The following is a 21292-nucleotide window of genomic DNA, read 5'->3' on the forward strand; positions in this document are numbered from 1 at the left end:
CCGCATCGGCGGCGGACTATATAGCCAACGCATCCCGTCAGCGCAAGTCCGCTCTTTGCGGGACCGCGATGTTCCAGGCCTTGCTATGGCCGCTCGGGCCGGCATTTGCGGGCCGGCGGACGGAAGGCCAACAGGAAAGCGCCTACCATGAGGGCGGCGGCGGCGAAGTAAGGCGCGTCGCGGCCGAGCGTGGCGAACAGCAGACCGGCCAGGGCCGGCCCGATCACACGGGCCAGGATGGAGGCCGAGCGCGACAGGCCGAGGACGCTGCCCTGGCTGCCGGCCTCCACCTCCAGCGAGATCAGGCTGTTCAGCGCCGGCGACACGATGCTGAAGCCGTAGGCAAGGCCGGCGGTGACGACCAGCAGAACCCCCAGGGTGTCGGCGAACGGCAGGCCCAGGAACGATACCGCGAGGACGGCGGTCCCCTGGAGCACCATGCGGTGGGTGCCGACGGTGCGGCTCAGCGGGCCGATCAGGCTGCCCTGGATGGCGGCACTGAGCAGGCCGAGGAAGGCGAGGAGGTATCCGTTCTGTTGCGGGCCCCAGCCGAAGGTCCGTTCCGACCACATGGCAAAGGTGGTTTCCATGCCGGCCAGCACCAGGGTGGCCAGGAACGAAAGGCCGATCCAGAAGGCCAGGCGCCGGTCGGCCAGAACGGCGGCCAGCATGCGGTGGAAGGCCACCGGCTTGCGCGTGGCGGCGGCGGCGCGCAATTCCGCCGACAGCGATTCCTTGAGAAGGATGGCGGTCAGCAGAAGCGCGGCGGCGGACATGCCGGCGGCGACGAAGGCGGGGGTCTGGTAGTCGGCCTGCAGGGGGTCGGGGCCGGCCAGAATGCCGCCCAGGGCCGGGCCGGCGATGAAACCCAAGCCGTAGGCCGCGCCAATGAGGCCCATGCCGCGCGCCCGGTTTTCCGGGCCGGTGACGTCGGCCACGTAGGCAAAGGCGGCCGAGAGGTTGCCGGCCATCGCCCCGCAGAAGGCGCGAGCGGCGAACAGCGTCCATAGTTCGTCGGCGAAGCCGAGCCAGACGTAGGAGAGGGCGGCGCCGGCCATGCTGGCCAGCAGTACCGGGCGGCGGCCGACGCGATCGGAAAGCCGCCCCCACAGCGGTGCCGAGAACAACTGGGCCAGCGAGTAGACGGCCATGACCAGGGTGACGACGTCGGGCGAGGCCTGGAACCGCTCGGCGTAGAACGGCAGCAGCGGGATGATGACGCCGAAGCCGATGAGGTCGATCAGAACGATGAGGAAGAGTGCGGACATTCAGCCCCGGTCTTTCGACGGAAGAGGAAGGATCGTGCTCGGCCTGGCACCGTCCCCGCGAGCATCGGCGCGGATCGGCAAAAACCGGTCAGCGTTCGGTCAACTTGAATTCGATGCGGCGATTGCGGCGATAGGCGATTTCGTCGTCCTTGGCTTCGAGCGGCTGAAACTCGCCGAATCCGGTGGCCGCAAGGCGGCCTGGGGGCAAGCCCTGCTCGATGAGGAACTGAACGACCGATATGGCGCGCGCCGTGGAAAGCTCCCAGTTGGACGGAAACTTCGGCGTGGCGATCGGCCGGCGGTCGGTGTGCCCGTCGACGCGAAGGACCCAGTCGATGTCGTTGGGAATGCGTGCCGACAACTCCTTCAGCGTCTGGGCCAACTGGCCCAATTGCGTCTTGCCGCCCTCTTCGAGCTCGGCCGAGGCAGTCTCGAACAGGACCTCGGACTGGAAGACGAAGCGGTCGCCGACGATGCGAATCCCCGGCTGGTTGCCCAGGATCTCGCGCAGCCGTCCGAAGAATTCGGAACGATAGCGGGACAGCTCCTGCACCTTGGTGGCGAGCGCCGCATTGAGCCGCGTTCCCAGCGAGGCGATCTGGACCTTCTGGTCGGCGTTCAGTTTTTCCGAGGCGTCCAACGCCGCCGCGAGGCCGGCCAACTGCTCGCGCAGGGCTTTCATCTGCTGGTTCAGCAGCGCCACTTGGGCCCTGGCGCTTTCGGAAAGGTCGCGTTCGGCGAGGAGGGCGGATTCGCTTTGCTCCACCTTGCCCGCCATGGCGGCGATCTGGTCCTCCAGTTCCTTCTTGAGGGCCTGAAGCGATTCCACCTGCGAGACCAGGGTCGCCAGCTTCTGGACCTGCGTCTCGATCGTCGCCTTGTCGGCGAGGATCGTCTTGAAGGCGTTCTCCAACTCCTGATTCAGCCGCCGGGTCTCGTCGAGCGCGCCCTCCGACTTCAGGCTCAGGCTCTTGAGCGCGCTCTGCAAATCGTCGCGCTGGGCCACCGAGGCCTGCAACTCTTCCGAAAGCTGGGAGACGTTGAGCCGTAAGTCGGCCGTCTGCGCGCGCTCCAGCGCCAACAGGTCGGCCAGTTCGCTGACCTGGCCTTGCAGCCTCTGCAGAGCCTCGTCCCGCCCGGTCAGCGCCTTGGTCAGGAAGAACTGCGCCAGCACGAAGACCATCAGCAGGAAGATGATGACCATCAACAGCGTCGCCAAGCTGTCGACAAAACCCGGCCAGATGTTGGGAATGCGTTCGGATCGACGAGCGGAAATGGCCATGATGGTATCCGGCGGAGGGGACTAGCGCTCGGACATATCGGAAGCGGCGGACGCCGCTGCAATCGTCCTCGCCAGCAGTTTGATTTCGCTGCGCACCTGCTGAATGATTTCCTCGCGCCCGGAAGTCAGTTCCTCGAGCAGGCGGGCGACATAGACGTCCAGGTTGCGGATGTGGGTGCGTGTCGATTCGTCCATGCCCTCGGGCCGGGCACCGGCGCCTTCAGCCAGCCTCAGGAGGATCGGCTTCATCTCCATCTGGCTCTCGGCCAGGCGCATCATCAGCGTCTGCTCGGTGCGCATGTGATCGCTGAGCGTGCCCAGCTTTTCCATCAGCGTCGTGAGGTTGGCGTTGGCGAGATTGCGCTCGTCCTCGCCTCGGGTCAGCGTACGCTGCAGGTTCTCCAGGCTTTCGGCGGTCTGTTCCAGCAGGGCCTGGACGTAGACCGGCACCGACTGGTCGCCGTCGCCGGGAAGGGCGCCGGAGGACAGGCGGGTCAGGCTGGAGAGCCATTCCTCCAACTCGTTGTAGAAGCGGTTCTGGGCCTGGCTGGCCTGGAGGTCGAGGAAGCCTAAGGCCAGCGACCCGGCAAGGCCGAACAGCGACGAACTGAACGCCGTTCCCATGCCGGCCAACGGCGCTTGCAGGCCGCGCTGGAGGTCGCCGAACACGGTGCCGATGTCGGGGCCGGAGACCGACAGGCCGCCGACCACCTCGCTGATCGAGCCGACGGTGTGGAGCAATCCCCAGAAAGTGCCGAGCAGGCCCAGGAAGATCAGCAGACCGATGGTATAGCGGGAGATGTCGCGCGATTCGTCGAGCCGGGAGCTGATGCCGTCAAGCAGCGAGCGCATGGCCATGGTGGACAGGCTGAGCCGGTCGCGCCGCTCGCCCAGCATGGTCGCCATCGGCGCCAGCAGCTTGGGGCTCTTCGCCTGCGACAGGGTGGGCTGGTTCTGCCGAAAAGTCTCGATCCAGGCGACTTCCGGATAGAGACGGAAGACTTGGCGGAAATTGAAGAAAATCCCCAGCAGCAGGACCGCCAGAATGAGCCCGTTCAGCGGCGGACTGGCCATGAACGCGCTTTTGAGGGGGCCGAACAGGGTCGCGCAGGCGGCAACCACCGCGATCAGGAAGAGCGCCATGCGCGTAAGGAAAAGGCGGGGCCGGGTCATCGGGGGGCGGCTTTCACCTGGTTGGCGGGGAGATCAAAGAGTCATCGCTCGACAATGTTGACGTCCACCCGGTTCACCGGTTCCTCGGTTGTCTTGTCGCCGAGGGCCCGCACGTCGATCCGGGTACTGCGCAGGCCGTTCTCTATCAGATAGGAACGGACCGCCAGGGCGCGCGACAACGAAAGGCGCCTGGCCTTGCTCGACGACAGGGAGTCGCCGCCCGCATAGGCCAAAAGCTGGATACGCAGGTCCGACTTGTCGAGCATTCCCTGGACCATGGTTTTCAATTCGCCACGGGCCTGCTCGGACAGTTTGGCCTCCTCCGTCTCGAAGAGCACCTTGAGGGCGTCGCCGGACGTGGCCTTCCCGGCCTTGGGCAGGGCCGCCTGGTCGACCGCGGGGGGCGTGGCCGGGGCTGCGGCGACCGCTCCCGCATCGGCCGCCGGCGGCGGCGGCGGGGTCGGCACGGCGACGGCCGGGGCCTGCGGTGTCGGCACCTGCGGCTTCTCGACCGCCGGCGGCGGCGCGGCAGGGACGGCCGGCGGTTTGGGCGCGGCGGCTTCCGGCTTCTCGATGGCGGGTGGCGGCGGCGCGATGGCACTGACCGGCGCCTTCGGCGCGGCAACGGCGGCCGGTGGTTTTTCGGTGGCCGGCGGTTTCGGCGCGGCGACTGGATTCTGCGGCTTTTCCACCGCAGGGGCCGGCGGCACGGCGGCGAGGGTCTGGGGCTTGGACGGAGCCGGAGTCGCGGGTGCCGGAACGGCCGGTGCCGGCCGCGGCTGGGCCGGGGCGGCGACTTGGGGTGCCGGCACCCGGAGCGACGACTCCGGGGCCTTGACGGGCGGCATGACGGGACCTCTGCCGGAGGTCGCCGCCATCCGTTCCCTGGCCGGCGCCGGTGAGGCCACCGCCTCGCTGCGCGGCTTGACGTAAAGCCGCGAAACCGGCGCTTCGGTGCCGGGCATCCGCAGCCGTCCGCTGAAGCCGCCGGCCGAGGGCATCGACGTCGCGGCGCCGGGACCGGACGATCCTCCGCCCTCGAGGACGCTGAGGTCGACGGTGACGGCGGGATCGCCGCTGTCGAAGCCGGCGGTCTGCGCCAGGGCCGGGCCGCTGGCAGCGGCAAGGAGACCCACTCCCGCGGCCAGGGCCATCGCCCGCGCGGTTGGCCTGCCGATGAAATTCTTTTTCGTCATGACGCTCCGTTCCCCCGGACTCTCGAATGCGCCAATCGCCGCGCCACGGTTTCCCCGATTGACACGGACGCACCCTACCGTTTCACCATAGCCCAGGGGATTGACGGCATACAACCGATTTGCGGCAGGAAGATGGCACGCGCCCAGGCGTGCCGCCGGTTCATTCGGCGGCGTTGGGGGCGGCCCGCAGCAGGTCGCCCAGCGGCCCGTGCATGAAGGGGTTGGCGGCGACGACGTTTTGGTTGGTCAGGAAATCCCGGCCGCCATCGATCTCGGTGACGAAACCGCCGGCCTCGCGCACCAGGACGACGCCGGCGGCGATGTCCCAGGCATTGATGCCGGTTTCCCAATAGCCTTCGAAGCGGCCGGCCGCGACGTAGGCCATGTCGAGGGAGGCCGATCCCAGCCGGCGGACGCCGGCGGCTTCCTGCATCACCGCATCCAGTTGGCGCACGAAATGCTCGTTCTTGAACGAGCCCTTGAACGGAATGCCGGTGGCGAACAGCGAGTCCGCCAGTTCGCGCCGGGCCGACACCCGCAGCCGCCGGCCGTTAAGGTGGGCGCCCTGGCCCTTCTCGGCCCAGAACATCTGGTCGGTGATCGGCTCGTAGACGACCCCGGCGAAGAGATCGCGGTCACGTTCCAGCGCGATCGAGATGGCGAAAAACGGGATGCCGTGCAGGAAATTGGTGGTGCCGTCCAGGGGATCGATGATCCATGTGTTGGACGAGTCCGAGCCCTCGATGACGCCGCCTTCCTCCATCAGGAAGCCGTAGCCGGGCCGGGCCTTTTTCAGCTCGGCGTGGAGAATGCTTTCGGATTTCCTGTCGGCGGTGCTGACAAAATCGGCCGGACCCTTGCGGGAAACCTGGAGGTTTTCGACCTCGCCGAAATCGCGCACCAGATGACGCGCCGCCTTGCGGGCGGCGGCCGTCATGACATTGATGAGAGCTGACGTGTTGGCCATTGTCCGGGTCAGTCCTTGGCCCGCTCGACGTAGATGCGGTCGGCCAGGTTGACAACGACGCGGGTGCCGGTCTCGACATGCGGCGGCACCAGGATGCGCACGCCGTTCTCCAGAATGGCGTGTTTGTATGACGAGGCGGCGGTCTGACCCTTGACCACGGCATCGGCCTCGACGATCCGGAAGATGGCCGTGTCGGGCAACGTGATGCTGATGGTCTCCCCCTCGTGGGAGCCGACGGTGACGGCCATGCCTTCCTGGAGGAAGGGGACCTGGTCTTCGCCGAGGAGGTCGCCGGCAAATGAAATCTGCTCGAACGTCTCGTTGTCCATGAAGGTGTGCATGTCGCCGTCGGAGAACAGGTACTGGTATTCCTTCTGCTCGAGGTGCACGCGCTCCACCGTCTCGGACGAGCGGAACCGTTCGTTCAGCTTGGTTCCGTCGCGCAATTCCTTCAATTCGGCCTGGAGATAGGCGCCGCCCTTGCCCGGTTGGGTATGCTGGATCTTCACGGCCCGCCACAGGCGGCCCTGATGCTCGATGACCATCCCGGGGCGGATGGCGTTGCCGTTGATTTTCATGGTCGGAACCACATTCCGGAATGTCGGGAAACGATAGCGGCGCGGACCCTATCAGCTTGCAACGGCAGACGCAACGGCGACGCGGCGGTCAATCGCCAGAGGCCTCGGCGATGGCGCGGTTGAAGGCGCGCACCGCCGCTGCCGGCCCCTCGGGGTGGTTCCACACGCCGCCGACGACGGCCAGGAAGTCGGCGCCCGCCCGCACCAGGGCCGGGCAGTTCTCCACCGTGATGCCGCCGATGGCGACGCAGGGCACGGTGGCGATGTCGCTCCACCATTCGAGGATGTCAGGTTCGGCCGCCGTCTTGGCCACCTTGGTGCCGGTCGGAAAGAAGGCGCCGAAGGCTACGTAGTCGGCTCCCGCCTCGGCGGCCTCGACGGCGAAATGCCGCGAGTTGTGGCAGGTGACGCCGACGATGCCGTCGGCGCCGACGGCCCGGCGCGCCTCGGCGTAGGTGGCGTCGTCCTGGCCGATGTGAACCCCGTCGCACCCCGTCTCGGCGGCAAGGTCCGGGCGGTCGTTCATCAGCACCGCCACGTCGCGCGCCTGGGCGATGGGGACCAGGATCTCGGCCGCCCGGCGGATGGCGTCGTCATCGGCCTCCTTCAGGCGGATCTGCAGGCAGGCCACGTCGTCGGCGTCGACGGCGGCCGAGAGCGCCTCGGCGAAGGCCGGCAGCTCGATGCGGGGCGGTGTCACAAGATAAAGACGGCAGGCTGAGGAAGGCATGACAGGAATTCCTGGATGGCAAGGCGACGGCCACTCATAGACGCCCCACAGACCCCGCGCAAGAGCCGCTCAATCCGCGCCGGGCAGGTGGCCCAGCAGCCAGGCCCGGCAGGCCGCCTGGGCGTCCGGCCGATCGAGCAGATCGAGGGCCGGCGCCGCCGGGTCCGGGTCGATGTGCGCTCCCAGTTGATGGGCGATGTCGGCAACCGCTGCCATCGCTTCGGGGCAGGCGCGCAGGCGGATGGCTTTGAGGCCGTGGCGCAGGGCATTGAGGGCGAGGCCGGCATCGTCGCCGCAATCGATCATCGCGGTGACGCCGACGCCGGGCGCCTCGCGAGCGGCCTCGGCCACCATTTCGCGAAAGACGGCTGCGCCCAGGTAGGCCGCCGCCGCCGGCGCGCTGACCAGGGTGACGGCAACGCCGGCCTCGGCCGCTGCCGCCAGGGCGGCCCGCGCGTGCGCAATGTCGTGAATGACGAAGATCGGCCTCATGGCCGGCCATCATAGCGAGGGCAATGCTGCGCCCGAACAAAATCCGCACACCTGGGGGTGTTGGATGAATCAAGCCATGCTTCAGGTTGTCAAAATAATGGGTCGAGCGCACAGTTCCTGGCGAAAAGAAACGGAGGGGAGGACGCAGGATGCCGGGGACTCGCGTCGTTTCAGTGGCCGTGATGACGGCCTTCCTGGCCGCTTTCGCGCAAGCGTGTGCGGGACCGAAAATCGGAGAAACGTTCCGGGACTGCGCCGAATGCCCCGAAATGGTGATCGTTCCGTCCGGCTCGTTCGTCATGGGCGACGGGAACTATGCTGCGGAGCGGCCGGCTCATCGTGTCGTCATTGCGGAGCCCTTCGCCGTGGGAAAATACGAAGTGACCCAAGCCGAATGGCTTGCGGTCATGGGGACCAATCCCAGTCGTTTCGTGGGAAGCCTGAATCCGGTGGAAGACGTGGATTGGGACGACGTCAAAGAATTCGTCCGCCTCCTGAGCATCAAGGCCGCCGTGGAATACCGGCTATTGAGCGAGGCCGAGTGGGAGTTTGCGGCGCGGGCCGGCACCAGTACGCTTTTCCCGTGGGGCGAGAGTCTCGGCCGGGAACACGCCAACTATGGGGGCCGCCAGGTATTGCTGCATTGGGCTGGCGGAAGGACATGATCGCTGGGAAACAACGTCTCCCGTCGGCAGTTTCCGGCCCAATGCCTTCGGACTGTATGACATGATAGGCAACGTGTGGGAATGGACCGAGGACTGTTCGCATCAAGGCTATCGGGGGGCGCCATCGGACGGCCGTGTGTGGTTGACGGGTGGGGATTGTGAAGCCCGTGTCCGGCGTGGTGGGTCCTGGATCAATCACCCCATGGATCTGCGTTCAGCCAGTCGGTGGGTGGGCCCGGGGTTTCGGCACGGCAGTACGGGGCTACGGGTCGCGCGGACGTTGACGGCGTCGCCATCCCCGCTTCCTGCCAACCAGCCATAGGACATACGAAAAGGGCGGGACCCCGGAAGGCCCCGCCCCGAACTGCTTACCCCGAAGACCCGATCAACCGGCCTTCGACATGGCCAGCGTGGTATCGGCCATGCGGTTGGAGAAGCCCCACTCATTGTCGTACCACGACAGCACGCGGACGAGGGTTCCATCGACCACTTGGGTCTGGGTCAGATCGAAAATCGAGCTGTGCGGGTTGTGGTTGAAGTCGATCGACACCAGCGGAGCGTCGTTGGCGGCGAGAATCCCCTTGAGTTCGCCGTTGGCGGCGGCGCTGATGGCGGCGTTGATCTCGTCCTTGGTGGTCGCCTTCTTGGCGATGAACTTGAGATCGACCACCGAAACGTTGGGGGTCGGCACCCGGATGGACGAGCCGTCCAGCTTGCCGGCCAGTTCCGGCAGCACCAGGCCGACCGCCTTCGCCGCTCCGGTCGAGGTCGGGATCATGGACAGCCCGCCGGCGCGGGCCCGGCGCAGGTCCTTGTGCAGGGTATCGAGGATCGGCTGATCGCCGGTGTAGGAATGGATCGTCGTCATGTAGCCCTTTTCGATGCCGATGGCCTTATTGAGGACATAGGCGACGGGCGCCAGGCAGTTGGTCGTGCAAGAGGCGTTCGAGACGATCTTGTGGGCGGCGGTCAGGACTTTGTGGTTGACGCCATAGACGATGGTGGCGTCGGCGCCGGAGGAGGGCGCCGAAACCAGCACCTTCGAGGCGCCGGCGCCCAGATGCACCAGGGCCTTTTCCTTGGCGGTGAAGATGCCGGTGCATTCCCAGACGATGTCGACGCCGAGTTCCTTCCACGGCAGCTTGGAGGGGTCGCGTTCGGCGGTCACCTTGATCGGGCCCTGACCGACGTTCATGGTGTCGCCCTCGACCTTGACCTCGCCGGGGAACAGGCCGTGCACGGAATCGTACCTCAGGAGGTGGGCGTTGGTTTCCACCGGCCCGAGGTCGTTGACGCCGACCACCACGACATCCTTGCGCCCGGACTCGATCAGGGCACGCAGGGCCAAGCGACCGATGCGGCCAAACCCGTTAATTGCAACGCGGACTGCCATCTTCCTTCTCCATAGCTTGGGTTCGGATTGAACACCCGTTTCGCCGTACGATACGGGGGAGACGCGAGGCCCTCGGGCGGGTCACACTCATTCGCCCGCGGGGCGGCTGCGGCGCAGAATTCGGCCGAACCTTTACCCCATTGACCTCCCCAGTCAATGGATTTTTTGAGAGAAACGGCGGTTGACGGCGTTATGGGGGGATGCCTATTCTGGAGTCCGTGAGCAACTCATCCATCCCCGCGCCATCGCGCATCCAACGGGCGCGAGAGCGACTTGAGAGGGCCGTGGCCGAAATCGAGACGGCTGCGGCGACCCGTGCCTCCACCCGCGAGGACGTGTCGGAAGACCTGCTGGCGGCGAAGCGGGCCCTCACCGAAAGCCAGAGCGAGAACGCCCAGGTCCGGTCCGCCACCGAGGAGGTGTCGCATCGGCTCGACAGCGTCATCTCGCGGTTGAAAGCGGTTCTGGAGGAGTAGGGCGTTGGCGCACGTTTCCGTTTCCATCAACGGTCGCAAATACCAGATCGCCTGCGAGGACGGCCAGGAAGCCCACTTGGCGCGGCTGGCCGCCTATGTCGATCGGCGGATCAACGAACTGGTCGCCTCGGTCGGGCAGGTCGGCGATGCCCAGTTGCTGGTGATGGCGGGCCTGGTGATCGCCGACGAGTTGTCGGACGCCTATGCCGAGGTGGAATCGCTCAAGGCCGGCGATCGCGCCGCGACGGTGCGTCTCGACGCCGAGGAAAACCTCGGTGCCGCCATGGATTCGCTGGCCCAACGCATCGAAGGAGTTGCCGCGCGCCTCAAAGGCGCCTAGATACTAGGGTGGGCGGCGGCTGCGAAGCACGTCAGGCCACGACATCCCTGGGGCTACTTCGATTCTCTAGGGGACTGTCCCTGCCGGACCCGTGGGTCCGGTATATGGTCACCCACCTGCGCGAGCAGGCCACGGAGGATTCTTCGGCCAACGGCTGTAGCGGCACCGCCCACCTCATGTCCTCCATGCCTCCGGTCCCGGTTCCCCCGACGTCCATGAAACAGCAGAAAGCGCATTTGCGCGCCGAGATGAGGCGCCGACGGCAGGCTTTTTGCGCCACCCCGGGGGCCGCCGCCGGAGAGCGCATCCTTGCCAATTTCCTGACCATCGCCGGCGGTTTCGGCCTTGGGCCCGGCATCGCCGTCGCCGCCTACTGGCCGGTCGGCGACGAGGCCGACGTCGGCCCGCTGCTTTCGCATCTGCATGAACTGGGCGCCCTTTGCCTGCTGCCGGTCGTCGAGGCCGCGGGGGAACCCCTGATCTTCCGCCGCTGGGGCCCGGGACAGCCGCTCGAAGGCGGGCCGCTGCGGACCAGGCAACCCGCCGCCACCGCCGAGCAGGGCATTCCCGCCCTGCTGCTGGTGCCGCTGCTGGCCTTCGACCGCCAGGGCTATCGCCTGGGGCAGGGCGGCGGATACTACGACAGGACCTTGCCCTTGCTGCGCGACCGCGGCAGGGTGGAGGCCGTCGGCATCGGCTATTCCTGCCAGGAAGTGGAAACCGTGCCCCACGGCCCGACCGACGCCCGGCTGGACTGGGTGGTCACCGAGGAAACGGCATTCAGGACTGCGCATCCATGAGAATTCTCTATATCGGCGACATCGTCGGCCGGGCGGGGCGCGATCTCGTCTGCCGCCAGATTCCCCACCTGCGCCAGGATCTCGGCGTCGACTTCGTGATCGTCAACGGCGAGAACGCCGCCCACGGCTTCGGCATCACCGAAAAAATCTGTCAGGCGCTGTTCGCGGCCGGCGCCGATGTCATCGTCACCGGCAACCATGTGTGGGACCAGCGGGAAATCATCGACTTCATCGACAGCGAGCCCAGGCTTCTGCGCCCCCTCAATTATCCGGCGGGCACGCCGGGGCGGGGGGTCGATGTCTACGAATTGCCCGACCGCCGGCGGGTGGCGGTGGCGCAGGTCCAGGGCCGCCTGTTCATGCACGCCATCGAAGATCCCTTCCGCGCGCTCGGCGCCGTGGTCGACGAATGCCGGCTGGGCGCCCAGGCGCATGCCATCTTCGTCGATTTCCATGCCGAAGCGACCAGCGAAAAGATGGCGCTCGGGCATTTTCTCGACGGCCGGGTGTCGGCGGTGGTCGGCAGCCATACCCACGTGCCGACGGCGGATGCCCAGATCCTGCCCGGCGGCACCGGATACCTGACCGACGTCGGCATGTGCGGCGACTATGATTCGGTGATCGGCATGGAAAAGCGGACGGCGACGGCCCGCCTGACCCAGGTGCTGCCGACCGATCGGCTGGAGCCCGCCCACGGCGAGGCCACGCTCTGCGCCGTTCTGGTGGAGACCGACGATGCTTCCGGCCTGGCCGTCGGCATCGAGCCGCTGCGCCTGGGCGGACGGTTGTCGCAGACGCCGGCGCGACATCTCGCATGAGACGTCTTGGCGGCGCTGGCGCCGTATCGTAATCTGTCGCCGAACAAGGCGTGGAGAACGCGGACTTTGGGCGCATCCACCCTCTCGGGCTTCGGTGCCCGGGGGAATAAGCGGTGGAGCGATTCGGTCCTTTGCCGCACGCCCAAATCTTGCCATATTGCTTTGATAGCTCAAAGCACGGTATCCGTGCGTTCTTCCACTACATATGGTACAAGCGCCCGAGTCCCTCGGCAAATAAGGGGTGTGTCGGTTTATGTCGGGTCATTCCCAGTTCAAGAACATCATGCACCGGAAAGGCGCACAGGATGCCAAGCGCGCCAAGGTCTTCACCAAGCTAATCCGCGAGTTGACGGTGGCCGCCCGCAGCGGCATGCCCGACCCTGAGTCCAATCCCCGGCTGCGTTCGGCGATCATCGCGGCGCGCACCGCCAACATGCCCAAGGATACGATGGAGCGCGCGATCAAGCGCGGGGCGGGCGGCGACGACACGGCCAACTACGAGGAGATCCGCTACGAAGGGTACGGTCCCGGCGGCGTGGCGGTGATCGTGGAGGCCTTGACCGACAACCGCAATCGCACCGCCTCGGAAATTCGCGCCGCCTTCAGCAAGCACGGGGGCAACCTGGGCGAGACGGGCAGCGTGTCTTTCATGTTCGAGCGCATCGGCCGCATCGAATACAAGAAGGACACCGCGTCGGCCGAAGACATGTTCGAGGCCGCGCTCGAGGCCGGCGCGACGGACGTGGAATCGGACGAGGCCGGCCATCTCGTCGCCTGCGCGCCCGATGACCTGAGCGCCGTGCGAGATGCCCTCGAGAAGCGCTTCGGAACGCCGGAATCGGCCCGCCTGGACTGGAAGCCGACGAACACGGTTCCCATCGACGAACAGGCCGCGTCGACGCTCTTCAAGCTGCTCGACGTGCTGGACGACAACGACGACGTCCAGCGGGTGTCGACCAACTTCGACGTCGATGACGAGGTGATGGAGCGGCTCAGCGCCTGATCGACACGCCGTTTCGCGACTGGAGGAGGTTTTTGAAACCCTTGCGACTCTTGGGACTCGACCCGGGGCTTCGTATTACCGGTTGGGGCGTGATCGAGGCGTGGGACAACCGGCTCAGCCATATCGCCGACGGCGTCATCGTCACCGACAGTCGCATGCCTTTGGCCGAGCGGCTGTCGGCCCTCTATGACGGCCTGATCGAGGTCATCGAGCGATTCCGTCCCGCCGAGGCCGCGGTCGAGGAGACCTTCGTCAACATGAACGCGGTGTCGACCTTGAAGCTTGGCCAGGCGCGGGGCGTGGTGGTCCTGGTGCCGGCGCGCTGCGGCGTGCCGGTGTTCGAGTATCCGCCCAACCTCATCAAGAAGACCGTGGTCGGAACCGGCCACGCGGCAAAGGAACAGATCCAGATGATGGTGCGCATCCTTCTGCCCACCAGCGCCACCAAAACGGCGGACGCCGCCGACGCCCTGGCGGCCGCCATCTGTCATGCCCACCACCGGGCCACCACGCTTCGGCTCGCCCAGGGCGCGCGGCCGGCGGGGGCGACGCTATGATCGCCAAGCTGAGCGGCCGCGTCGACTCGCGCGGCGACGACTGGGCGGTCATCGACGTCGGCGGCGTCGGCTACCTGGTGTTCTGTTCGGGCCGCACCCTGGCCCGCCTGGCCGACGGCCAGCCGGCCAGCCTGGTGATCGAAACCCATGTCCGCGAGGATCATATCCATCTTTACGGCTTCATGGACGCGGCGGAACGCGACTGGTTCCGTCTGCTGACCCAGGTGCAGGGGGTGGGCGCCAAGGTCGGCATGTCGATCCTTTCGACGCTCGACGTCGAGGAGATCCTTCACGCCGTCGCCGCCGCCGACCGCACGGCGCTCAGCCGGGCGCCGGGGGTGGGCGCCAAGCTGGCCGGACGCATCGCCAGCGAATTGAAGGACAAGGTCGGCGCCATCGCGCTGGGCGCGGCAGCCCACGGGACGGCCGCCTTCGCCCGTTCGGGCGTGGGCGGCGCGGCCGCCGGCAATACCGCGGATGCTGTTTCGGCGCTGGTCAACCTGGGCTACGGCGCCTCGGAGGCCCTGCGCGCCGTGTCGCAGGCGGCCGGACGGCTGGGTGCCGACGTCGAGTTGCCGGCCCTTATCCGGGCCGGCCTGAATGAGCTGGCGCCCAAGGAGCACCCGCGATGAACGAGGTCGACCGCATGGTGGCGCCCGAGCAGGCGGCGGCCGACACGGCGGAGGCCGGAATGCGGCCGCTCAGCCTCGACGACTTCGTCGGGCAGCGGCAGACCTGCGCCAACCTGCGGGTCTTCATCCAGGCGGCCCGCCAGCGCGGTGAAGCCATGGATCACGTGCTGCTCTACGGCCCGCCCGGCCTCGGCAAGACGACGCTGGCGCAGATCGTGGCGCGCGAACTGGGGGTCGGCTTTCGCGCCACCTCGGGTCCCGTCATCGTCCGGGCCGGCGATCTGGCGGCCATCCTGACCAACCTGCAGCCGCGCGACGTGCTGTTCATCGACGAGATCCACCGCCTCAACCCGGTGGTCGAGGAAATCCTCTATCCGGCGATGGAAGACCGGCAGCTCGACCTCATCATCGGCGAGGGGCCGGCGGCACGCTCGGTGCGCATCGATCTTCCCCCGTTCACGCTGATCGGCGCCACCACCCGGACCGGCCTGATCACGACGCCGCTGCGCGAACGCTTCGGCATTCCGCTGCGCGTCGTCTTCTATACCGCCGAGGAACTTGAACTGATCGTCAGCCGCGGGGCCCGTCTACTGAAGGTCGATCTGACCCGCGACGGGGCGACCGAGATCGCCCGCCGTTCCCGGGGAACGCCCAGGGTGGCCGGGCGTCTGCTGCGCCGGGTGCGCGACTTCGCCGCCATCGACGGCGCCGCCGCCGTCGACGCCCGGACGGCCGATGCCGCCTTGAACCGGCTGGAGGTCGACGGCATGGGGCTGGACGCCATGGACCGGCGCTATCTGAGCTGCATCGCCGACAACTATGGCGGCGGCCCGGTCGGCGTCGAAACCATGGCGGCGGCGCTTTCCGAACAGCGCGACACCATCGAGGAGGTCATCGAGCCCTACCTCATCCAGCAGGGTTTCCTCATGCGCACGCCGCGCGGCCGGGTACTGGCCCCCAACGCCTATCGGCACCTGGGGCTGACGCCGCCGCCCACTTCGGCCCAGTATGAGCTGATCAGCGGCATCGAGGCCGGCGATGAGTGAGGCTGTGGGCACGGTCCGCGGCGGGGTCCACGTGTTTCCCGTGCGCGTCTACTACGAGGACACGGATGCCGGGGGCGTCGTCTACTACGCCAACTACCTCAAGTTCGCCGAGCGGGCCCGTACGGATTTGTTAAGGATTCTGGGCATAGAACAGTCCCATTTGGCCGGCGAGGAGGGATTGGTCTTCGTCGTGCGCCGGTGCGCGGCCGATTTTCTGCGGCCGGCGCATCTCGACGACGGACTGGAAATTCATACCGGAGTCACCGATGTCAAGGGCGCCTCGGTGGACATGAACCAAAGCGTGCGCCGAAACGGCGACGAATTGGTTCGCATGGAGGTCCGGATTGCCTGTATGAAGCGCGCCGATCCGGGGCGTCCGGCCCGCATTCCCCAGGGGATACGGGCGGCCTTCGAGGCGTGGCGTGATGAGAGTTAGCAGGACGTGATTGATGGAAAGAGCGACAATTGATGCGGTTACCCTCGGCGGTTCCGTCGCCGGGCTCGACTTTTCGGTGTGGAGCCTGTTCGTACGCGCCGACATCGTGGTCCAGGTGGTCATCGTCGGACTGCTGCTGGCCTCGATCTGGTGCTGGGCGGTCATCTTCGAAAAACTGATCGGGCTGCGGCGCCTCAACGCCCGGGCCAGCGAGTTCGAGACCGCCTTCTGGTCGGGCGGCTCGCTCGACGCCCTCTACGACAACATCGGCAGCTATCCGCGCGACCCCATGTCGGCGGTCTTCGTCGCCGCCATGAAGGAGTGGCGGCGCGCCCTGGCCAAGCGCAACGGGACGCGCACCAGCCGGGTCGGCCTTGGCGATCGCATCGACCGGGTCATGCAGATCACGGTGACGCGCGAGATGGACCGCGCCGAACGCTACATGACATTCCTCGCCTCCACCGGTGCCACGGCGCCGTTCATCGGGCTGTTCGGCACGGTGTGGGGCATCATGAACAGCTTCCAGTCGATCGCGCTGGCCAAGAACACCAGCCTGGTGGTGGTCGCCCCCGGCATCGCCGAGGCGCTGTTCGCGACCGCGCTGGGCCTGCTTGCCGCCATTCCGGCGGTGGTCGCCTACAACAAGCTGTCGCGCGAGTTGGACCGCTATGCCGGGCGCCTCGACAGCTTCGCCGGCGAGTTCTCGGCCATCATCTCGCGGCAGATGGAGGAAGCGGACTGACCATGGCCGTTACGATGCCAAGACGAGGTCTGAAGCGCCTGGGCGGCCGCCGCGCGAGCCGGCCGATGAGCGACATCAACGTGACGCCGATGGTCGACGTCATGCTGGTTCTTCTCGTCATCTTCATGGTGACGGCGCCGCTGCTGACCGTCGGCGTGCAGGTCGACCTGCCGAAGACGCAGGCGTCGACCCTGCCGGGCAAGGACGAGCCGCTGGCCGTCTCCATCGACTCGCAGGGGCGGATCTTCCTTCAGGAAACCGAGATCGAAATCGACAATCTGGCGCCGCGCCTGGTGGCCATCACCCACAACAATTCCGAGGCGAGGATTTTCGTGCGCGGCGACCGCGCCATCAGTTACGGCCGGGTCATGGAGGTCATGGGCACGATCAACGCGGCCGGTTTCAGCAAAGTGGCCCTGATCACCGAGCAGATGCCGGAGAAGACTCCGGCCGCAAGGAAGAAGGCGCCCAGATAATGGACATGCGCCGGAGCATCGCCCTTTCGTGCGTTGCGCACGCCGCGGTTGCCGCCCTGGCGTACTTCGGACTGCCCGAACTGCGCAATCCGGCGCCGATGGTCGACACTCCGATCATGGTCGAGATCCTGACGGTCGCCGAACGGACCAATGCGCCGCCCGCCGCTCCCAAGCCGGAAGCGAAGCCGGAGCCGAAACCGGAACCGCCGCCACCGCCGCCACCCGAGGCGAAGGCGGAGCCGGCGCCGCCACCGCCACCCCCACCCGCGCCCAAGCCCGAGCCGGTGGTGGTGCCGCCGCCGCCGGAACCCAAGCCGGAAGCCAAAAAGCCCGAACCCAAGCCGGAGCCGAAACCGGAACCCAAGCCCGAGCCGAAGGCGCTGGCGCCCGAGCCGCTCGCCCAGGCCAAGCCGAAGCGCAAGCCGAAGGCGCCCGACACCTTCGCCTCGGTCCTCAAAACGGTCGAGGACCTGAAACGGCAGGCACCGACCAAGCCCGACCCCACCCGCAAGGAGCCGGACAGGAAGGCGGAGGCCAGCGACACCTTCCAGAATCAGATCGCCCAGGCCCTGCGTTCGCCGCCGCGCTCCTACGACGCGTCGCAGCCGCTCAGCATCAGCGAGATCGACCTGGTGCGCCAGCAGATCGCCCGCTGCTGGAGCCTGCCGGCCGGCGCCAAGGACGCCGAGGACCTGATCATCGAGATCCACACCACGATGAACCCCGACGGCACCGTGCGCGAGGCCCGCATCCGCGATCAGGCCCGCATGCAGAGCGACCCCTATTTCCGCGCCGCCGCGGAAAGCGCACTCCGGGCCGTCCTCAATCCGAAGTGCAGCCCTTTGCGGCTGCCGCCCGCGAAATACGACCAGTGGAAAGACATGACGTTGAACTTCAATCCGAAGGAAATGTTTTGAACATGACGCCTCATCGACGACATTTCATCGCAAAGGCGGTCTGGGCACTGGCGGCAGCTTGGTGTCTGCTCGGCGTGACGAACGCCGCCGCCGAGCTGCGCATCGACATCACCCAGGGAACGGTCGAGCCGCTGCCGATCGCCGTCACCGACCTTGTCGGGGGAACGCCGCAGGCGACGCAGTTCGGGCGGGACATCTCGCAGGTGGTGGCCGCCGACCTCGAGCGGTCCGGCCTGTTCAAGCCCTTGGATTCACGGGCCTTCATCCAGACGGCCGCGGCCTTGAACGTCCTGCCCCGCTTCGGCGACTGGCGGGTGATCAATGCCCAGGCCCTGATGCACGGGCGGGCCGACGTGCTCGCCGACGGGCGGCTTAAGATCGAATTCCGCCTTTGGGACGTGGTCGCCGAACAGCAGATGGTCGGGCGCGCCTATACCAGCACCACGGGCAACTGGCGGCGCGTCGCCCACATCATCGCCGACGCCATCTACGAACGGATCACCGGCGAGACGGGATATTTCGACACCCAGCTCGTCTACATCTCGGAAAGCGGCCCGGCCGACCGGCGGATCAAGCGGCTGGCCATCATGGACCAGGATGGCGCCAACCATCAGTTCCTGACCAAGGGCAACGAACTGGTCCTGACGCCCCGCTTCTCGCCCAACCGGCGGGAAATCACCTTCCTGTCCTATTTCCAGAGATCGCCTCGCGTCTACATCTTCGACCTCGACACCGGCCGCCAGGAAATCCTGGGCGAATTCCCCGGCATGACCTTCGCGCCCCGCTTCTCGCCGGACGGCAAGGCGGTGATCATGAGCATGGCGCAGGACGGCAACACCGACATCTATCAGATGGATCTGCGCACCCGGGTGTCGAAGCGGCTGACCAACCATTCGGCCATCGACACCTCGCCGGACTTTTCTCCCGACGGCCGGCAGGTCGTGTTCGACTCGGACCGCGGCGGCACGCAGCAGCTTTACGTCATGGATGCCGACGGCCGCAACGTCAAGCGGATCAGTTACGGGGCCGGGCGGTACGCCACGCCGGTATGGTCGCCGCGCGGCGACCTCATCGCCTTCACGAAGATTGCCAACGGCCGGTTCTACATCGGCGTGATGGGCGTGAACGGTGGCGCCGAACGCCTGCTCGCCGAAGGCTTCCTGGTCGAGGGGCCGACATGGTCGCCCAACGGCCGGGTTCTTATTTATTTCCGCGAGGTTCCTTCGGGGAAAGACGGCAAGGATACCCGCTCGCGCCTGTACTCGATCGACTTGACAGGATACAACGAACGCGAGATGGTAACGCCGCTCGACGCCTCCGATCCAGCGTGGTCCCCCTTGATTCCATGACGGCCTCGGCATATAGTCCCATATGACAAGGAGACTTCGTGGCGTTCGCGAAGTCCGCCTTTTATTTGCAGGACACCGGCACGCGAATAGGTCGAGACGATGGTCTCCACGGTTCGCGTGTGTATCTTCGTCAGCCAAGTACTCCGAAAGAGGGGATGTTTACATGCGCTTTAAAGTTTTGGCAGTAGTTGCCGCTGTGGCATTGATCGCGGGTTGTGAGACAGCTCCCGAACAGTCAGCTGCGGCGAGTGGGGCTGGCGGCTCTGCCCAGCCGACCGCGTCCGCGCCGGCCCGCATGGGCCCGGTGGCCGGCTCGAAGGAAGACTTCGTGGTCAACGTCGGCGACCGCGTGTTCTTCGATTTCGACAAGTTCGATCTGAAGCCCGAGGCTCAGGCGACCTTGAAGAAGCAGGCGGGGTGGCTCCAGAAGTACCCGAGCGTCGCCGTCACGGTCGAAGGCCATGCCGACGAACGCGGCACGCGCGAGTACAACTTGGCGCTCGGCGAGCGTCGCGCCAACTCGGTGAAGGATTACCTCTCGGCTCTCGGCATCGCCCGGACCCGGGTCAACATCATTTCCTACGGCAAGGAACGCCCGGTGGCCCTCGGCCATGACGAGGCGGCCTGGTCGCAGAACCGTCGCGCGGTGACGACCCTCACCTCCGGTGCCGCCGGAAGCTGAGTTTCGTAAGCCGGAATGACGTATTTGGGCGCCAGCCCTTTCCGGAATGTCCGGTAAGGGCGGCGCCCAAATTTTGCCCTAAACTCGCGGCATGATCCGGTGCGTTGCGCAACTGTCATTACGGAACGGGTCCAGGGACCTGGCCCAGGGGAGAGCATGATGAGCGTTGTCATCCGCTCGGCGAGCAACCGTGGAATCAGAGCGGCCCGTCTGTTGGGGCTCGCATTGGCGTCGGCCGTATTCCTGGCCGCTCTTCCGGCGTCTTCCCAGGAGGCCGATCTGAAGCCGCTGATGGACCGCCTGCAGCGGCTTGAACGCGACATCCAGACGATGAACATCCAGATGTCGCGGGGCGGCATGGCGCCGCCGCCGCTGTCCGGCAGTTCGTCGGCGCCATCGTCCGACATGAGCCTGGGCGGGGACCAGCCGGGGAACGCGCGGCTTGAGGTGCGCCTGACCGCGTTGGAGAACGAGGTGCGCGCCGTGACCGGGCGGGTCGAGGAAGCCGGCCATCAGATCGACCAGGTCAACCAGCGTCTCGAAAAGCTGATCGGCGACATGGATTTCCGCCTGAGCCAACTCGAAAGAGGCGGAGCCGAGGTCCGGGGACAGGCGCCAGGGACCCCGCCGCGCCAAACGGCGGAAGGCAGCCAGGCTGGCACATCCGCCATGACAGCGCCGTCGTCCGGGCAGATGGCGCGGCCGAATTCTTCGGCGCCGGGCCTGGCGCCGCCCCCCGGCGTGCTGGGAACGCTGCCCAGGCAGGATGCCGAGCGGGCCGGCCAAGGGACCGTCGCACCATCGACCGGCGGCGGGGCGCAGCAAGCCCAGGCGCAATCGGCCACCGTCAAGCCCGGCGCGCTGCCGGCGGGGTCGCCGAAAGAGCAATACGACCATGCCTTCGGGCTGTTGCGGCAGGCCCGTTACGACGAGGCCGAGGCGGCGTTGCGCGCCTTTCTCGATTCCCACCCCAAGGACCCTTTGGCCGGCAACGCCAACTACTGGCTGGGCGAAAGCTTCTACGTGCGGGCCGACTACGTTCGGGCGGCGGAAGTATTCCTCGAGGGTTACCAGCGCGAACCGAAGGGTTCGAAGGCAGCCGACACGCTGCTCAAACTCGGCATGTCGCTGTCGAACCTCGACAAGAAGCGCGAAGCGTGCGCCGCTTTCGACAAGCTGACCAAGGAATTTCCCGGCGCACCCGGCACCATCCAGCAGGTGGTCACTCGGGAACGCCAGAAGAACGCCTGCAAGTAGTGTCCGTCCGGTAGATG

General features: G+C 66.8%; 26 protein-coding genes. 17 read left to right on the plus strand and 9 right to left on the minus strand.

The window, feature by feature from the left end; all coding sequences use genetic code 11:
* Positions 1 to 83: 83 nt before the first annotated feature.
* From ODR01_RS11195 to ODR01_RS11230, 8 genes are all read right to left on the minus strand, one after another.
* Positions 84 to 1268 (minus strand): MFS transporter, encoded by a 1185-nt coding sequence (locus ODR01_RS11195; RefSeq protein ID WP_316977736.1) that lies wholly within the window; start codon positions 1266 to 1268, stop codon positions 84 to 86.
* An 88-nt stretch (positions 1269 to 1356) separates the two neighbouring features.
* Entirely contained in the window at positions 1357 to 2550 is a 1194-nt protein-coding gene (locus ODR01_RS11200; RefSeq protein WP_316977737.1) for a peptidoglycan -binding protein, read from the minus strand.
* 21 nt (positions 2551 to 2571) lie between these two features.
* Positions 2572 to 3723, minus strand: coding sequence for a flagellar motor protein MotA (locus ODR01_RS11205; protein WP_316977738.1), 1152 nt, complete (start codon positions 3721 to 3723; stop codon positions 2572 to 2574).
* A 41-nt stretch (positions 3724 to 3764) separates the two neighbouring features.
* On the minus strand, positions 3765 to 4919 hold the full coding sequence (locus ODR01_RS11210) for an OmpA family protein (RefSeq protein WP_316977739.1): 1155 nt from the start codon (positions 4917 to 4919) through the stop codon (positions 3765 to 3767).
* 160 nt (positions 4920 to 5079) lie between these two features.
* Complete coding sequence (locus tag ODR01_RS11215) at positions 5080 to 5886, minus strand: inositol monophosphatase family protein (protein WP_316977740.1); 807 nt, start codon at positions 5884 to 5886, stop codon at positions 5080 to 5082.
* A gap of 8 nt (positions 5887 to 5894) precedes the next feature.
* The gene (efp, locus tag ODR01_RS11220) at positions 5895 to 6464 is read right to left on the minus strand and encodes an elongation factor P (protein ID WP_316977741.1); all 570 of its coding nucleotides are present in this window, start codon (positions 6462 to 6464) and stop codon (positions 5895 to 5897) included.
* A gap of 88 nt (positions 6465 to 6552) precedes the next feature.
* Positions 6553 to 7194, minus strand: coding sequence for a thiamine phosphate synthase (gene thiE / locus ODR01_RS11225; protein ID WP_316977742.1), 642 nt, complete (start codon positions 7192 to 7194; stop codon positions 6553 to 6555).
* A 69-nt stretch (positions 7195 to 7263) separates the two neighbouring features.
* Positions 7264 to 7686, minus strand: a complete 423-nt coding sequence (locus ODR01_RS11230) for a hypothetical protein (RefSeq protein ID WP_316977743.1) — start codon at positions 7684 to 7686, stop codon at positions 7264 to 7266.
* A gap of 182 nt (positions 7687 to 7868) precedes the next feature.
* Here ODR01_RS11230 and ODR01_RS11235 point away from each other — a divergent pair, with 182 nt between their 5' ends.
* The gene (locus ODR01_RS11235; protein WP_316977744.1) at positions 7869 to 8351 is read left to right on the plus strand and encodes a formylglycine-generating enzyme family protein; all 483 of its coding nucleotides are present in this window, start codon (positions 7869 to 7871) and stop codon (positions 8349 to 8351) included.
* Positions 8305 to 8673: a formylglycine-generating enzyme family protein gene (locus ODR01_RS25240; protein ID WP_394356822.1), complete on the plus strand. Its 369-nt coding sequence runs from the start codon at positions 8305 to 8307 to the stop codon at positions 8671 to 8673. Before ODR01_RS11235 ends, ODR01_RS25240 begins: the two co-directional genes overlap by 47 nt.
* Positions 8674 to 8736: 63 nt before the next feature.
* Here ODR01_RS25240 and gap read toward each other — a convergent pair whose 3' ends face one another.
* Positions 8737 to 9744 carry a type I glyceraldehyde-3-phosphate dehydrogenase gene (gene gap, locus ODR01_RS11240; protein ID WP_316977745.1) on the minus strand — a complete coding sequence of 336 codons (1008 nt, stop codon included), beginning with the start codon at positions 9742 to 9744 and terminating at the stop codon, positions 8737 to 8739.
* A gap of 218 nt (positions 9745 to 9962) precedes the next feature.
* Between gap and ODR01_RS11245 the strand changes: the two genes are divergently transcribed.
* The 15 genes from ODR01_RS11245 to ybgF all read left to right on the plus strand — a co-directional run bounded on the left by ODR01_RS11245 (position 9963) and on the right by ybgF (position 21275).
* The gene (locus ODR01_RS11245) at positions 9963 to 10220 is read left to right on the plus strand and encodes a hypothetical protein (RefSeq protein WP_316977746.1); all 258 of its coding nucleotides are present in this window, start codon (positions 9963 to 9965) and stop codon (positions 10218 to 10220) included.
* A gap of 4 nt (positions 10221 to 10224) precedes the next feature.
* Entirely contained in the window at positions 10225 to 10560 is a 336-nt protein-coding gene (locus tag ODR01_RS11250; RefSeq protein WP_316977747.1) for a cell division protein ZapA, read from the plus strand.
* Between the two features lie 215 nt (positions 10561 to 10775).
* On the plus strand, positions 10776 to 11360 hold the full coding sequence (locus ODR01_RS11255) for a 5-formyltetrahydrofolate cyclo-ligase (protein ID WP_316977748.1): 585 nt from the start codon (positions 10776 to 10778) through the stop codon (positions 11358 to 11360).
* Complete coding sequence (locus ODR01_RS11260) at positions 11357 to 12178, plus strand: TIGR00282 family metallophosphoesterase (RefSeq protein WP_316977749.1); 822 nt, start codon at positions 11357 to 11359, stop codon at positions 12176 to 12178. Before ODR01_RS11255 ends, ODR01_RS11260 begins: the two co-directional genes overlap by 4 nt.
* 253 nt (positions 12179 to 12431) lie before the next feature.
* Positions 12432 to 13181, plus strand: a complete 750-nt coding sequence (locus ODR01_RS11265) for a YebC/PmpR family DNA-binding transcriptional regulator (protein WP_316977750.1) — start codon at positions 12432 to 12434, stop codon at positions 13179 to 13181.
* A 41-nt stretch (positions 13182 to 13222) separates the two neighbouring features.
* Positions 13223 to 13738: a crossover junction endodeoxyribonuclease RuvC gene (gene ruvC / locus ODR01_RS11270; protein ID WP_316977751.1), complete on the plus strand. Its 516-nt coding sequence runs from the start codon at positions 13223 to 13225 to the stop codon at positions 13736 to 13738.
* Positions 13735 to 14370 carry a Holliday junction branch migration protein RuvA gene (gene ruvA, locus ODR01_RS11275; RefSeq protein WP_316977752.1) on the plus strand — a complete coding sequence of 212 codons (636 nt, stop codon included), beginning with the start codon at positions 13735 to 13737 and terminating at the stop codon, positions 14368 to 14370. The genes ruvC and ruvA overlap by 4 nt, the downstream gene beginning before the upstream one ends.
* The gene (gene ruvB, locus ODR01_RS11280; protein ID WP_316977753.1) at positions 14367 to 15416 is read left to right on the plus strand and encodes a Holliday junction branch migration DNA helicase RuvB; all 1050 of its coding nucleotides are present in this window, start codon (positions 14367 to 14369) and stop codon (positions 15414 to 15416) included. The genes ruvA and ruvB overlap by 4 nt, the downstream gene beginning before the upstream one ends.
* Positions 15409 to 15852, plus strand: coding sequence for a tol-pal system-associated acyl-CoA thioesterase (gene ybgC / locus ODR01_RS11285; protein ID WP_316977754.1), 444 nt, complete (start codon positions 15409 to 15411; stop codon positions 15850 to 15852). Before ruvB ends, ybgC begins: the two co-directional genes overlap by 8 nt.
* Before the next feature lie 13 nt (positions 15853 to 15865).
* Positions 15866 to 16594, plus strand: coding sequence for a protein TolQ (tolQ, locus tag ODR01_RS11290; RefSeq protein WP_316977755.1), 729 nt, complete (start codon positions 15866 to 15868; stop codon positions 16592 to 16594).
* A gap of 2 nt (positions 16595 to 16596) precedes the next feature.
* The gene (gene tolR / locus ODR01_RS11295; RefSeq protein WP_316977756.1) at positions 16597 to 17070 is read left to right on the plus strand and encodes a protein TolR; all 474 of its coding nucleotides are present in this window, start codon (positions 16597 to 16599) and stop codon (positions 17068 to 17070) included.
* Positions 17070 to 17987, plus strand: a complete 918-nt coding sequence (locus ODR01_RS11300; protein ID WP_316977757.1) for a cell envelope integrity protein TolA — start codon at positions 17070 to 17072, stop codon at positions 17985 to 17987. The genes tolR and ODR01_RS11300 overlap by 1 nt, the downstream gene beginning before the upstream one ends.
* A gap of 2 nt (positions 17988 to 17989) precedes the next feature.
* A complete protein-coding gene (gene tolB, locus ODR01_RS11305) occupies positions 17990 to 19336 on the plus strand; it encodes a Tol-Pal system beta propeller repeat protein TolB (RefSeq protein WP_316977758.1) in 1347 nt (448 codons plus the stop codon).
* 163 nt (positions 19337 to 19499) lie between these two features.
* Positions 19500 to 20018: a peptidoglycan-associated lipoprotein Pal gene (gene pal / locus ODR01_RS11310; protein WP_316977759.1), complete on the plus strand. Its 519-nt coding sequence runs from the start codon at positions 19500 to 19502 to the stop codon at positions 20016 to 20018.
* A 156-nt stretch (positions 20019 to 20174) separates the two neighbouring features.
* On the plus strand, positions 20175 to 21275 hold the full coding sequence (gene ybgF, locus ODR01_RS11315) for a tol-pal system protein YbgF (RefSeq protein ID WP_316977760.1): 1101 nt from the start codon (positions 20175 to 20177) through the stop codon (positions 21273 to 21275).
* The last annotated feature ends 17 nt before the right edge of the window (positions 21276 to 21292 follow it).

Origin of the sequence: Shumkonia mesophila (assembly GCF_026163695.1) — a bacterium.
In the GTDB taxonomy this organism is placed as follows: domain Bacteria; phylum Pseudomonadota; class Alphaproteobacteria; order Rhodospirillales; family Shumkoniaceae; genus Shumkonia; species Shumkonia mesophila.

What these genes read in the sequence shown, in the direction of transcription:
- ruvB (WP_316977753.1), top strand. Translation starts at nt 14,367, where the DNA reads ATGAACGAGGTCGACCGCATGGTGGCGCCCGAGCAGGCGGCGGCCGAC.
- ODR01_RS11195 (WP_316977736.1), bottom strand. Translation starts at nt 1,268, where the DNA reads ATGTCCGCACTCTTCCTCATCGTTCTGATCGACCTCATCGGCTTCGGC.
- ODR01_RS25240 (WP_394356822.1), top strand. Translation starts at nt 8,305, where the DNA reads ATGGGGGCCGCCAGGTATTGCTGCATTGGGCTGGCGGAAGGACATGAT.
- ODR01_RS11300 (WP_316977757.1), top strand. Translation starts at nt 17,070, where the DNA reads ATGGACATGCGCCGGAGCATCGCCCTTTCGTGCGTTGCGCACGCCGCG.
- ruvA (WP_316977752.1), top strand. Translation starts at nt 13,735, where the DNA reads ATGATCGCCAAGCTGAGCGGCCGCGTCGACTCGCGCGGCGACGACTGG.
- efp (WP_316977741.1), bottom strand. Translation starts at nt 6,464, where the DNA reads ATGAAAATCAACGGCAACGCCATCCGCCCCGGGATGGTCATCGAGCAT.
- ODR01_RS11200 (WP_316977737.1), bottom strand. Translation starts at nt 2,550, where the DNA reads ATGGCCATTTCCGCTCGTCGATCCGAACGCATTCCCAACATCTGGCCG.
- tolR (WP_316977756.1), top strand. Translation starts at nt 16,597, where the DNA reads ATGGCCGTTACGATGCCAAGACGAGGTCTGAAGCGCCTGGGCGGCCGC.
- tolQ (WP_316977755.1), top strand. Translation starts at nt 15,866, where the DNA reads ATGGAAAGAGCGACAATTGATGCGGTTACCCTCGGCGGTTCCGTCGCC.
- gap (WP_316977745.1), bottom strand. Translation starts at nt 9,744, where the DNA reads ATGGCAGTCCGCGTTGCAATTAACGGGTTTGGCCGCATCGGTCGCTTG.
- ODR01_RS11235 (WP_316977744.1), top strand. Translation starts at nt 7,869, where the DNA reads ATGACGGCCTTCCTGGCCGCTTTCGCGCAAGCGTGTGCGGGACCGAAA.
- ODR01_RS11230 (WP_316977743.1), bottom strand. Translation starts at nt 7,686, where the DNA reads ATGAGGCCGATCTTCGTCATTCACGACATTGCGCACGCGCGGGCCGCC.
- ybgC (WP_316977754.1), top strand. Translation starts at nt 15,409, where the DNA reads ATGAGTGAGGCTGTGGGCACGGTCCGCGGCGGGGTCCACGTGTTTCCC.
- ODR01_RS11260 (WP_316977749.1), top strand. Translation starts at nt 11,357, where the DNA reads ATGAGAATTCTCTATATCGGCGACATCGTCGGCCGGGCGGGGCGCGAT.
- ODR01_RS11210 (WP_316977739.1), bottom strand. Translation starts at nt 4,919, where the DNA reads ATGACGAAAAAGAATTTCATCGGCAGGCCAACCGCGCGGGCGATGGCC.
- tolB (WP_316977758.1), top strand. Translation starts at nt 17,990, where the DNA reads ATGACGCCTCATCGACGACATTTCATCGCAAAGGCGGTCTGGGCACTG.
- ybgF (WP_316977760.1), top strand. Translation starts at nt 20,175, where the DNA reads ATGATGAGCGTTGTCATCCGCTCGGCGAGCAACCGTGGAATCAGAGCG.
- pal (WP_316977759.1), top strand. Translation starts at nt 19,500, where the DNA reads ATGCGCTTTAAAGTTTTGGCAGTAGTTGCCGCTGTGGCATTGATCGCG.
- ODR01_RS11255 (WP_316977748.1), top strand. Translation starts at nt 10,776, where the DNA reads ATGAAACAGCAGAAAGCGCATTTGCGCGCCGAGATGAGGCGCCGACGG.
- ODR01_RS11205 (WP_316977738.1), bottom strand. Translation starts at nt 3,723, where the DNA reads ATGACCCGGCCCCGCCTTTTCCTTACGCGCATGGCGCTCTTCCTGATC.
- ODR01_RS11265 (WP_316977750.1), top strand. Translation starts at nt 12,432, where the DNA reads ATGTCGGGTCATTCCCAGTTCAAGAACATCATGCACCGGAAAGGCGCA.
- ODR01_RS11215 (WP_316977740.1), bottom strand. Translation starts at nt 5,886, where the DNA reads ATGGCCAACACGTCAGCTCTCATCAATGTCATGACGGCCGCCGCCCGC.
- thiE (WP_316977742.1), bottom strand. Translation starts at nt 7,194, where the DNA reads ATGCCTTCCTCAGCCTGCCGTCTTTATCTTGTGACACCGCCCCGCATC.